Raw genomic sequence first — 11,865 nt, 5'->3', positions numbered from 1 at the left:
GGGTGGAGCCTTTGCAATGAGTAATAACAAAAATCCAAGTAATAAAGTCACTGCTGGTGATGACGTTCTACAATGGGTCACCTACAAGTTAGGTGAAGAAACCTATGGAATAAATGTTATGCAGGTGCAAGAGGTCCTGCGTTACACTGAAATTGCACCAGTGCCGGGGGCGCCAGATTATGTGCTGGGTATCATTAATTTACGCGGTAATGTGGTTACCGTGATTGATACTCGCTCTCGTTTTGGATTGCCTTCATCTGAGATTTCAGATAACAGCCGTATCGTGATTATCGAATCAGACGAGCAAGTTGTCGGTATTATGGTCGATAGCGTTGCTGAAGTTGTTTACTTACGTTCTTCTGAAATCGACAGTGCCCCTAATGTTGGCACTGAAGAAAGTGCAAAGTTTATCCAAGGTGTTAGTAATCGTGACGGTCAGTTATTAATATTGGTGGATTTAAACAAATTATTAAATGACGATGAGTGGGACGAGATTACCAATATCTAAGGTTTTAATGAGGGTAAACTTTATTTAAGAGAACTCATTGCAAGAGTTTTAGATAGAAAATCCATTAGTTGAATTAATCATGCCCCAGTTTTTAATTATGAGTGTCATTACAGGAATACTGTTCTTAATAAGCTGGGGTGCTATCGTTTATCTTATTATTCAAACCCGTAAACTTAAGAGTCAATTGTTGTTATTGCAGCAAATCAGCATGGCCAACGAGGTTAAATTAAAGCAAGTGGATGATGAGTTCCACGAAATTCATACTGGCAGCCAAGCTTTAGGCCGGAAAGTAAAAGAACTTGTTGTCAGTATCAAAGGCTTACGGGAGCAACATCAGCAGCTAGCTGAACAAGATCCGCAAAGTCGCTTCTATTTAAACGCAGTAAAGCTCATCACTGACGGTGCTTCCCTTGAAGAAGTGATGCGGGAATGTGACCTGCCTAGAGCCGAAGCAGAGCTGCTCTTTAATTTGCATCAATCATAAAAATAATGACTCACTATTTGTGGCTACTACGCTAACATTGATCATCAACTGCGTGTTTATAGGTCATCGTGAGTGATGCAAAATCCGTTGCTGACTTTTGTCACTTCCATCGAGGCTGACGCTACTCCGTTTTTTTGCTTAAGTTGAATAGAAGCAACTAAAAAGAACTTAATTGTGGCGCATGCGATGCATCTTGATATTAATTACGTGTATACTACGCGGCCGTAAATTTCATCCGTATTATTGATTTAGAGGCGAGTTTTCATGCGCACAGATTATTGTGGCAACATCAATGCATCCTATATTGGGCAAACTGTAACCTTGTGTGGCTGGGTAAACCGCCGTCGCGATCTTGGAGGTGTTATTTTTATCGATCTACGCGATCGTGAAGGCATTGTTCAAGTGGTTTTTGATCCTGATTTAGCAGAGCTATTTGACGTTGCTAATAGTTTACGTAACGAGTTTTGTGTGCAACTCAGTGGCCTTGTCCGCCCTCGTCCAGCTGGTCAAGTAAACAGTGATATGTCCACTGGTGAGATTGAGATGCTGGGTAAATCTTTAACGATATTAAATAAATCTGCGCCATTGCCCTTAGATTGGAATCAAGAAAACTCTGAAGAGCAGCGCCTTAAGTATCGTTATTTGGACTTGCGCCGTCCTTTGATGAGTGACCGTTTAAAATTTAGAGCCAAAGTTACCAGCGCCGTTCGCAGCTTTATGGATAATGCTGGTTTTTTAGATATTGAAACTCCTATTTTGACCAAAGCGACACCTGAAGGCGCCAGAGATTATTTGGTACCAAGTCGAACACATAAAGGTCAATTTTTTGCATTGCCTCAGTCTCCACAGTTGTTTAAACAATTGCTGATGATGGCTGGAATGGATCGTTATTATCAAATTGTAAAGTGTTTTCGTGACGAAGACTTACGCGCTGATCGTCAACCAGAATTTACCCAAATAGATATAGAAACAACGTTTTTAGACGCAGCCGGCGTCATGTCTATTACTGAAAATATGATCCGTGATCTATTTCAAAAAATGTTAAACGTTGATTTAGGCGTGTTTCCTCAAATGACTTATGCAGAAGCGATGCGTCGTTTTGGTAGTGACAAGCCTGACTTGCGTAACCCACTTGAATTGACTGATGTTGCCGATTTATTAGCCGAAGTTGAATTTAAAGTATTCGCCGAGCCTGCCAATGATCCTAAAGGGCGCATTGCTGTCATAAAAGTGCCAAGTGGCGCCTCTCTATCTCGTAAACAGTTAGATGACTACGCAAAATTTGTAGCTATTTATGGTGCTAAAGGCTTAGCTTGGATGAAAGTCAACGACCTAGCTGCAGGCATGGATGGTTTACAATCACCAGTACTCAAATTTTTGCCAGAGACTGCGGCACTGGCTATCGTCGAGCGCTGTGGTGCGCAATCAGGTGATTTGATTTTATTTGGTGCAGATAACAAAACTGTTGTTACAGAAGCCATGGGCGCTTTACGATTAAAGTTGGGCGAAGATTTAAACCTGTTGGAAGGCGAGTGGCGTCCATTGTGGGTTGTTGATTTTCCTATGTTTGAAGAGATTGATGGTCGCTTTTATGCACTTCATCATCCTTTTACCGCACCACGAGACCTTAGTGCAGAAGAATTAGCCGCTGATCCAGCTAATGCATTGTCGAATGCTTACGACATGGTTTTAAATGGTGTTGAGCTTGGAGGTGGCTCGGTACGTATTCATCAACAAGATATGCAAGCAAAAGTTTTTCAACTCCTTGGTATCAGTGATGATGAAGCACAAATTAAGTTTGGTTTCTTGTTAGAAGCCCTGAAATTTGGTGCCCCCCCTCACGCTGGACTTGCCTTTGGTCTTGACCGGTTGGTGATGTTAATGACAGGTGCTACTTCGATTCGTGACGTGATGGCTTTTCCTAAAACGACAACAGCAGCATGTCCTTTAACTAATGCCCCAGGCGAAGCGAATCCTGAGCAGTTGAAAGAGTTAGCAATTCAAACTGTCAAACCTGCCGTTGAAAAATAGTCAGCTAGGCGGTTTGTGAGTAGTCAATGGCGTATTCCTGAATCTGCCCTGATAGTCATATACAATATGGCTGGGCAGGTTTTGGTACTACAACGAAATGACGATCCCTTGTTTTGGCAGTCAGTAACGGGGACTCGTGAACAGGGCGAGTCACCTTTGCAAACTGCTATCCGCGAAGTGCGGGAAGAAACCGGTATTGATATTACTGCTTCAAATTATCAACTTGTTGATTGTAAGCAAACGAATCAATATGAAATACGTCCTCGCTGGCGTCATCGATACCCCCCAGATGTCAGTACCAATACGGAATATGTTTTTAGTGTTCAAGTCGTTAATGATCAGCAGATTATTTTGACTGAGCACAGTGCATTTTCTTGGCTACCAAAGGCGCAGGCTATAGAAAAGGTCTGGTCTGAAACCAATAAAGCGGCGATTGAACGTTTTGTCCCAAAGGTAGTTGATAATGATGATATGTCAGAGTAATAAGGGATTAAATGGCGATTATCTTAGGCATTGATCCCGGCTCGAGATTGACCGGTTATGGCATTATTAAACAGCTTGGGGCTAAAACAGAATATTTGGGTAGTGGCTGTATTCGTATGCAAGGTGATCCTCTTGCGCCAAGATTAAAACAAATATTTGACGGCGTCAGTGAAATTATCACGCAGTTTAGGCCTACTGAGTTTGCGATTGAGCAAGTTTTTATGGCCAAGAATCCTGATTCAGCATTAAAACTTGGTCAAGCACGTGGCGCCGCAATTGTGGCTGCTACATATCACAATCTACCGGTCGCGGAATATTCTGCCAGACAAATTAAACAATCAGTGGTGGGAAAAGGTAATGCGGATAAAAGCCAAGTACAGCATATGGTCACTTATTTATTAAAGTTAAGCGCCAGCCCACAGGCAGATGCTGCAGATGCGCTCGCCGTCGCGCTGTGTCATAGTCATACACAACAAAGCTTGATTAAGATGTTGGGGCAAGCGAGTAAGACAGTGCGAGGGCGCTTAAGATGAGCCTTGCAAACCTATTAACCAGCCTTTATCTAAGCTCAGCCATCTGCTAAGCGACAGGAATTATTATGATCGGCAGTATTCGTGGCATTTTATTAGAAAAACAAGCTCCAGAAATTTTAATTGAAGCTGGAGGCGTTGGTTACGAAGTGCAAGTCCCTATGACCAGTTTTTATCAATTGCCGGATGTGGGCCAAGAAGTTAGCTTGTGTGTGCATTTTGTGGTCAGAGAAGATGCTCAATTATTATTCGGTTTTGCTAATAAACAAGAAAGAGCTGTATTTCGTGAACTCATCAAAGCGAGTGGGGTAGGTCCTAAGTTAGCTTTAACCATCTTATCGGGCATGAATGCTGCTCAATTTATGCAAGCAGTGAGCCTTGATGATGTCACCGGTTTAACTAAATTACCCGGGGTGGGCAAAAAAACAGCAGAACGTTTGGTTATTGAATTGCGAGATCGATTGACAAAATTGTCTGTAGCTCCCAGCAATACCGAAGCGTTCGGTCGTTTATCGAGTCTACCTATCGAAAATACATTTTTACAAAGTAATGATGCCAAGGAAGAAGCCTTAAGTGCGCTAGTTGCCTTAGGTTATAAGCCTGCTCAGGGAAGTAAGGTTATCAACTCAGTGTATAAATCTGAGATGAGCAGTGAAGCCTTGATTAGAGAAGCATTAAGGGCAATGATTTAATCAAAAACTAATTTGCTTTTATAAGATATTCACCAACAATTCTGCTAACGTACTGAGCAGTAAAACCATTAACTTATCTCGTTAACCCGTGATATCAGTAACATTACCTAAGAATACACTGTAAAAACATGATTGAAGCTGACCGACTAATACAACCTGTTGCCAACAGAGAAGATGAACTTATCGACCGTGCTATTCGACCAAAAATGTTGGCTGACTACACTGGGCAAGATCATGTGTGCTCACAAATGGAAATCTTTATTGCCGCGGCGCGGCAAAGGCAAGAACCTTTAGATCATTTACTCATCTTTGGCCCTCCTGGCTTAGGTAAAACGACACTGGCTAACATTGTAGCAAATGAAATGGGCGTGGGAATAAAAACCACGTCTGGACCTGTCCTTGAAAAAGCCGGTGATTTGGCGGCTTTACTAACAAATCTTGAAGAAAATGATGTGCTATTTATTGACGAGATCCACCGCCTTTCGCCAGTTGTTGAGGAAATTCTCTATCCAGCTATGGAAGATTACCAATTAGATATCATGATTGGTGAAGGACCCGCTGCACGTTCCATCAAGCTTGAATTACCTCCTTTTACGTTAGTTGGAGCAACAACGCGAGCCGGCTCATTAACATCACCTTTACGAGATCGTTTTGGTATCGTCCAACGCCTTGAGTTTTATAGTGTTAAAGACTTAACTACCATAGTAAAACGTTCTTCAAGCTATTTAAATTTGCCCATTGATGAAGCGGGTGCAATTGAGATTGCACGACGCTCCCGCGGTACACCAAGGATCAGTAATCGGTTACTCAGACGCGTACGAGATTTTGCAGAGGTAAAAGCCAAAGGAGAGATTACCGCCGAAGTCGCGTGTAATGCATTAGATATGCTAGACGTTGATGGAGAAGGCTTTGATTATATGGATAGAAAATTGTTGGTTGCTATCATCGACAAATTTTTAGGTGGGCCAGTTGGTTTAGAAAACCTAGCCGCTGCCATTGGAGAGGAGAAAGATACAATAGAAGATGTGATTGAGCCTTTTTTAATTCAGCAGGGCTTTTTACAACGAACACCTCGAGGGCGAATTGCGACACAAAGGGCGTTCTTGCATTTCAATCGTGATTACTCTCCTAGCTAAGTCAGCAAACCCGATAAAAATCCAAAAAAAAACCCACGAAATTCGTGGGTTAACAACAAAAACTGTTGAGGAAATATCCAGGGAACATGTTAGTCAACACAAATTGACTGGAGCATCTACAGACCGCTGTACTTAGAAGCACAACTGCCTTCAAGAAAACTGTGATTAGTATAAACGTAAGTTAATTGCCTACAACTGAAAAAAATTGTTTTTATTCATTATAAAAACTAATACTAGACCTTTCATTCTTTCCTGGTTTACTGAAAAAAATGACCTTCAAATCCTATAAAACATATGCATTACAATTACTTAAAATAGTTGTCTTATATTTAATCAATTAATTTAAGTAAGGTGGGGCTGGGTCTGTGAATTATATTTCTGCATTGAAATGCTGAATTGTTGCTACAACTTACAATGAACTTTTTGAGTTAAAGGGATTCAAATGACACTTATTTACAATTAACTATTTGAAAATTATCATAATAATTTTTATTGTAGATTTAATGTGTAAATTGCGTTTAATCAATCGTGATGCATAAAAATTCAAAATAACACGAGTTATAACCAGTTAAATTAAGGCGGTAACGAGTTATGGGGCATCAACATTCCATAAGAGTTTATTACGAAGATACCGACGCAGGTGGCATTGTTTATTATGCTAACTATTTAAAGTTTTTTGAGAGAGCCAGAACAGAGTGGTTACGTAATTTAGGTACTGAACAAGATGAACTGTTGGAACATTCCTTAGGTTTTGTCGTCAAACGCGTTGAAATGGATAATCATGCGCCGGCTCGCTTCAATCAGTTGTTGTGTATTCAAAGCGAAATAGTAGAATTGAAGCGAGCGAGTCTGGTATTCAAACAAACCATCATAAGTCCAAGCGATACGCGCTTGGTTAGTGCAATAATCAAGGTGGCTTGCGTTAATTTATCATCGATGAAGCCGCAAGCAATACCAGCCAATATTTTAGAGGAATTCAAGCGTGTCGTCTGATTTAAACTTTTTTGACCTTTTTCTGCAAGCCAGCATATTAGTGCAATTTGTCATGTTATTACTGCTTGCAGTGTCGATTTTTTCTTGGGCTTTTATCTTTGAGCGCAGTAAGGCTCTGACTCATGCCCGTAATGAAATGAAAAAATTTGAAGATAAATTTTGGTCGGGCGTCGACCTCAATAAACTTTATCAAGAACTGTCTGCTCGGCAATCTATTCAGGGTATGTCAAGTATGTTCTGCGCAGGTTTTAAGGAGTTTGTCCGTTTACGTAAAACCACCTCAACTCCGTCGGAAGCGGTTATGGAGGGATGTTATCGGGCCATGCGAGTCGCCTTATCCAGAGAGGTGGATAATTTAGAAAATCGTTTACCGTTTTTAGCCACAGCAGGTTCGATAAGTCCGTATATCGGTTTATTTGGCACTGTATGGGGGATAATGAACGCCTTTATCGCATTGGGTGAAGTTCAACAAGCTACTCTTGCTATGGTTGCGCCTGGCATCGCTGAGGCATTAATCGCTACTGCAATGGGGTTGTTTGCTGCGATTCCTGCAGTTATTGCCTATAACCGTTTCAGTCATCAGGTCGAGAAACTCGAAAATAACTATGGCAATTTTATGGAAGAATTTTCGAGCATTTTGCATCGTCAGGCCTTAGCTGCAAACGCTGAGTCAGCCACACGCAGTAATAATCAAAGTAACTAAGGCTATTATCCTATGGTTGTATACACCAGAAAACGCCGTCGGCCAGTATCAGAAATTAACGTTGTGCCCTACATAGACGTAATGTTGGTTTTGCTTATCATTTTTATGGTTACAGCCCCTTTAATTACGCAAGGGGTAAAGGTCGATTTACCAAAAGCAGAAGCGGCAGCGTTAGATAAAGACAGTAAGCCTCCGTTAATTGCGTCAGTTGACGCTCAGGGTAACTATTTTCTGAACATTGGCGATAGTCAAGAAGAGTCTATGTCAGCGGTTGATCTGGCGACTCTAGTGGCTGCACATTTACAGCTAGAGCCTCAAACACCCGTCGTAGTAAAAGGTGATGGAGCAGTGCCTTATAGTGAAGTGGTGCAATTAATGGTTTTATTGCAACGAGCAGGTGTGCCTTCAGTTGGTTTAATGACAGCGCCTCCTGAGAAAAAGAGATAGTGAACTGAAATGCAAAAATTTTCTATTCCTTTGTCTTTTTCTATCGCTTTGCATGCTGCGGTCGGAATTGTATTAACCTTGAGTATGAGTTTTACCCATCCAGTCGCAGAGGACCTAAGCCTTGATGCGCCGATTATCGATGCAGTGGTGGTTGATCAAAAAACGCTTGAAACACAAGTAAGGAAGTTAAAAGACGAAAAAACTGCTCAACGACAAAAAGAAGAACAGCGCGTTAAAGAATTGGAGCGTCGAGCAGAAGAGGCTGAGCGTGAGCGTCGTCAAAAAGAAACTCAAGTCGCTGAACTTGAAAAACAAACGCAAAATAAGCTAAATGAAAAGAAAAAGGCTGACCAAGCTGCAGTAGAGGCACGGGAGAAACAGCAACAGGAAAAAGCCAAAGCGGCCGCTTTAGAAGAACAGCGTAAGCGCAAAGAGCAGGAGCGAATTAAGGCTGAAGAGCAAGCGAAAGCCGCCAAAGAAAAACGCGAAAAAGAAGAAAAAGCTTTGAAAGAAGCTGAGCGTAAAAAGCAAGAGGCTGCTGAGCAAGCGGCTCAAGAAAAGTTATTGCAAGAACAACTCCAAGCAGAACAAGCTACTCGTCAACAACGTCGAAATAAGCAAGTTTTAACTGAAGTGCAGAAATACGAAATTTTAATTAAGCAGACTATCCAGCGTAATTTAATTGTGGATGATGCAATGAAAGGAAAATCTTGTCGTCTAAATATTCGCCTAGCGTCGAACGGTTTAGTGACCCAAGTAAAAGAACTTTCAGGTGACGCGGTTCTGTGCAGAGCAGCTATCGCCGCAGTGAAAAAGTCAGATACACTTCCGGTCTCACCTGAGGCAGATGTATTTGAAAAATTAAGAGATATTAATTTAACAGTTGAACCAGGACTCTAATGTTTAAAAATAAAGTGCTTGTCTTTTTTGTCATTATTTTAGTCGCGAGCTTTAAAAGTATGGCGGCGCTAGAAATTGTTATTACTGAAGGTATCGATACCTCAAGACCTATCGGCATTGTGCCATTTAGTTGGGTAGGTGAGGGAGCAATGCCTGAAAAACTGACTAACACCATCGCGGCTGATTTAAAGCGCAGTGGTAAATTTAATCCAATTAATGTTGCTAATATGCCGCAGTTCCCTAGTTCGTATCGTGATGTTGACTATGGAGCTTGGGTCACTGCAGGTGTTGAAGCCATTCTTGTGGGGAAGGTAGAGTTAGTAGGGATAGATCAATACGCGGTTTCATTCGAGCTTATCGATGTGATCCGTGGGCAAATCACGGGCGGGCAAAGCCAAGTATTAAGCAATGGAAAATTGATTGCGAGTAATGACCAAATAATGGACGCTCGTCAAGCGACGATAGGCGGCAAGGAATTTAGGCAATATGCTCACCGAATTAGCGATGTGGTTTATGAAAAATTAACTGGGGAAAAAGGGGCGTTCTTGACCAGAATTGCCTACGTGATAGTGAGAGATAGTGCCACAACAGAATTTCCATTCCAATTAGTCGTTGCAGACTATGACGGCGCTAACGAAACGACATTATTGCGTTCTAAAGAGCCATTGATGTCGCCTTCTTGGTCACCGGACGGAACTAAATTAGCTTACGTGACGTTTGAAAATAAGCGTCCACAGATTTTTATCCAAGATATCTATACAATGAGTCGTACGCAAATGTCTGATTTTAGCGGCATCAATGGCTCTCCTGTGTTTTCGCCTGATGGTAAACAGCTAGCCCTAGTGTCATCGAAAGACGGTAACCCAGAATTGTATGTGATGGATATTGCGACAAAACAAGTACGTCGAATTACTAATGATCGCGCCATTGATACCGAACCAAGCTGGATGCCAGATGGTAAGAGTCTGGTATTTAGTTCAGAGCGGGGTGGTAAACCGCAGATTTATCGAGTAGATTTAATGAGCAATAAAGTGCGTCGTCTTACTTTTGAAGGCGATATGAATTTAGGGGGGACGGTTACACCAGATGGAAAACAACTGGTTTTTGTCAATCGTACCCGCGGAAATTATCATATAGCGAGACAAGATCTAGCCACGGGGAATATGCAAGTATTAACCAAAACATATTTAGATGAATCTCCTAGTATTGCTCCGAACGGGAGTATGATAATTTATAGTACTTTGCATGAAGGTAAGCAGGTTTTATCACTGGTTTCCCTTGATGGGAGGTTTAAGGCGCGGTTACCCGCAGCCGATGGGCAGGTTAAGGCACCAAATTGGTCACCCTTTTTGTTTTAATGTTCAACCTAATTGGTTTAGTTTAGATAAAAATAAGGAAAAAAAATGCAGTTCAATAAAGTTTTAAAAGGGTTAATCATAGCTCTACCTATTATGACTATGGTTGCTTGTAAGTCTGGTCCTACTGCTGAAGAAATTGAAGCTCAAAAAAATAAAGAAGCGGCAACTGCGCAAGCTGAAGCTGATCGTTTGGCTGCAGAGGCGCGCAATGCACAAACCCAAGTCGGATCAATGACTCCACTTGTCTCGCCTGCTGAAAAAATGAAAATGGAATTACAAGCATTGCAGGGTGAGCAAACTGTTTATTTCGACTTCGACCGTTCAACTATCAGCTCGGACTTTTATTCTGTGCTGGATAAGCATGCTGCGTTTTTAGTAAAAAATCCAAGCCAATCGATTGTTATTGAAGGTCACTGTGATAGCCGCGGTACGCCTGAATACAATATCGCTCTTGGTGAGTTACGTGCTAAGTCTGTGCAGACTTACCTACAAAATGCTGGCGTGAGCAGCTCACAATTGACAGTGGTCTCTTACGGTGAAGAAAAGCCGGTTGTTAGTGGTAGCACAGAAGCTGCATTTGCTAAAAACCGTCGTGGTGTCTTAGTTTATCAATAAAAAAGTAGAAAACATGATCAAACGCACGTTTGCGCTTAGTCTGTTATCAGTATACGGAGCCGCATTATTTGCGGCTCCTGCTCCTGTAGCAGACGTTACTAGCGGTAGTAATGACCAACGCATAGAAGCATTAGAAAGAATGTTTGCTACGCGAACTGAAGCTCAGCACAGACTGCAACAGCAGCTCGACGTGATGCAACAGGAAGTGAACGAATTACGTGGCAGCATAGAGTTACACAATTATCAATTAGAGCGGATCCTCGATAGACAACGGGAATTGTATGCTGAAATTGATAAACGGATGTCCAACCTGAGCCAGGCTCCCAGTGCTGCTCCCATAGAAACTGATGACAATGGTTCCTCTTCTGCTAACTCAGCTGTTTTATCTGAGAACGAGAATGAGGCGTACGACAAAGCTGTTAATCTGATTTTAAAAGATAAGCTTTATGACCAAGCCATTCCTGCATTTCAATCGTTTTTACAAACGTACCCCAATTCTAGTTATGCATCAAATGCACACTATTGGTTGGGCCAGCTATTGTTTAACAAACAAGATTGGGCAGGGGCAAGTGGTCAGTTTCAAGCCTTAGTGACGAACTTTCCCGATTCAAGTAAGCGAGCCGACGCTATCCTGAAATTAGGTATAACAGAAATAGAGCGTGCTAATTCAGCCCGTGCTAAGCAGTTATGGGAACAGGTATTGAAAGAATACCCTAATTCACCTTCAAGTAAATTAGCTGAGAAGCGGCTTAAAAATTTATAAGTCGCGATACTTTTTTACAGTCTAAGCCACTTTTATTGGTTACTAATTGACTGAATTGTTTGCTTTTTCGGCAAACAAACCGAATATTTAAAATAAAACGGATTTTGACTTGCACTGAAGTATGGATTGAGTATTATATGCGCCCGTCGCAGTGAGGCGGAAGGAAAAGGGTCGTTAGCTCAGTTGGTAGAGCAGTTGACTTTTAATCAATTGGTCGCTGGT

General features: G+C 41.7%; 14 protein-coding genes. All 14 read left to right on the top strand.

Annotated elements, in window-relative coordinates; genetic code table 11:
- Nucleotides 1-16 precede the first annotated feature (16 nt).
- The 14 genes from NWQ57_RS19665 (at nucleotide 17) to ybgF (ending at nucleotide 11,643) form a co-directional block, all read left to right on the top strand.
- Nucleotides 17-508 carry a chemotaxis protein CheW gene (locus NWQ57_RS19665; protein ID WP_306023886.1) on the top strand — a complete coding sequence of 164 codons (492 nt, stop codon included), beginning with the start codon at nucleotides 17-19 and terminating at the stop codon, nucleotides 506-508.
- A 79-nt stretch (nucleotides 509-587) separates the two neighbouring features.
- Nucleotides 588-992: a DUF2802 domain-containing protein gene (locus NWQ57_RS19660; RefSeq protein WP_306023885.1), complete on the top strand. Its 405-nt coding sequence runs from the start codon at nucleotides 588-590 to the stop codon at nucleotides 990-992.
- Between the two features lie 264 nt (nucleotides 993-1,256).
- On the top strand, nucleotides 1,257-3,023 hold the full coding sequence (gene aspS / locus NWQ57_RS19655; protein WP_306023884.1) for an aspartate--tRNA ligase: 1,767 nt from the start codon (nucleotides 1,257-1,259) through the stop codon (nucleotides 3,021-3,023).
- Between the two features lie 15 nt (nucleotides 3,024-3,038).
- The gene (gene nudB / locus NWQ57_RS19650) at nucleotides 3,039-3,506 is read left to right on the top strand and encodes a dihydroneopterin triphosphate diphosphatase (protein ID WP_306023883.1); all 468 of its coding nucleotides are present in this window, start codon (nucleotides 3,039-3,041) and stop codon (nucleotides 3,504-3,506) included.
- Nucleotides 3,507-3,517: 11 nt separating this feature from the next.
- Complete coding sequence (gene ruvC, locus NWQ57_RS19645; RefSeq protein ID WP_306023882.1) at nucleotides 3,518-4,039, top strand: crossover junction endodeoxyribonuclease RuvC; 522 nt, start codon at nucleotides 3,518-3,520, stop codon at nucleotides 4,037-4,039.
- 65 nt (nucleotides 4,040-4,104) lie between these two features.
- Nucleotides 4,105-4,728: a Holliday junction branch migration protein RuvA gene (gene ruvA / locus NWQ57_RS19640; RefSeq protein ID WP_306023881.1), complete on the top strand. Its 624-nt coding sequence runs from the start codon at nucleotides 4,105-4,107 to the stop codon at nucleotides 4,726-4,728.
- A gap of 128 nt (nucleotides 4,729-4,856) precedes the next feature.
- Nucleotides 4,857-5,864, top strand: a complete 1,008-nt coding sequence (gene ruvB / locus NWQ57_RS19635; RefSeq protein ID WP_306023880.1) for a Holliday junction branch migration DNA helicase RuvB — start codon at nucleotides 4,857-4,859, stop codon at nucleotides 5,862-5,864.
- A 591-nt stretch (nucleotides 5,865-6,455) separates the two neighbouring features.
- Nucleotides 6,456-6,857, top strand: coding sequence for a tol-pal system-associated acyl-CoA thioesterase (gene ybgC, locus NWQ57_RS19630; RefSeq protein WP_306023879.1), 402 nt, complete (start codon nucleotides 6,456-6,458; stop codon nucleotides 6,855-6,857).
- A complete protein-coding gene (gene tolQ / locus NWQ57_RS19625; protein ID WP_306023878.1) occupies nucleotides 6,847-7,560 on the top strand; it encodes a protein TolQ in 714 nt (237 codons plus the stop codon). Before ybgC ends, tolQ begins: the two co-directional genes overlap by 11 nt.
- Nucleotides 7,561-7,572: 12 nt before the next feature.
- Nucleotides 7,573-8,007: a protein TolR gene (tolR, locus tag NWQ57_RS19620; RefSeq protein ID WP_306023877.1), complete on the top strand. Its 435-nt coding sequence runs from the start codon at nucleotides 7,573-7,575 to the stop codon at nucleotides 8,005-8,007.
- A gap of 9 nt (nucleotides 8,008-8,016) precedes the next feature.
- Nucleotides 8,017-8,907 carry a cell envelope integrity protein TolA gene (gene tolA / locus NWQ57_RS19615; RefSeq protein WP_306023876.1) on the top strand — a complete coding sequence of 297 codons (891 nt, stop codon included), beginning with the start codon at nucleotides 8,017-8,019 and terminating at the stop codon, nucleotides 8,905-8,907.
- Nucleotides 8,907-10,265 (top strand): Tol-Pal system beta propeller repeat protein TolB, encoded by a 1,359-nt coding sequence (gene tolB / locus NWQ57_RS19610; RefSeq protein ID WP_306023875.1) that lies wholly within the window; start codon nucleotides 8,907-8,909, stop codon nucleotides 10,263-10,265. The genes tolA and tolB overlap by 1 nt, the downstream gene beginning before the upstream one ends.
- 45 nt (nucleotides 10,266-10,310) lie before the next feature.
- Nucleotides 10,311-10,880, top strand: a complete 570-nt coding sequence (gene pal / locus NWQ57_RS19605; protein ID WP_306023874.1) for a peptidoglycan-associated lipoprotein Pal — start codon at nucleotides 10,311-10,313, stop codon at nucleotides 10,878-10,880.
- A gap of 13 nt (nucleotides 10,881-10,893) precedes the next feature.
- Nucleotides 10,894-11,643, top strand: a complete 750-nt coding sequence (gene ybgF / locus NWQ57_RS19600) for a tol-pal system protein YbgF (protein ID WP_306023873.1) — start codon at nucleotides 10,894-10,896, stop codon at nucleotides 11,641-11,643.
- The last annotated feature ends 222 nt before the right edge of the window (nucleotides 11,644-11,865 follow it).

Source organism: Paraglaciecola sp., assembly GCF_030730205.1.
Lineage (GTDB): Bacteria > Pseudomonadota > Gammaproteobacteria > Enterobacterales > Alteromonadaceae > Paraglaciecola.
This window is presented reverse-complemented; position numbering and strand designations above follow the sequence as displayed.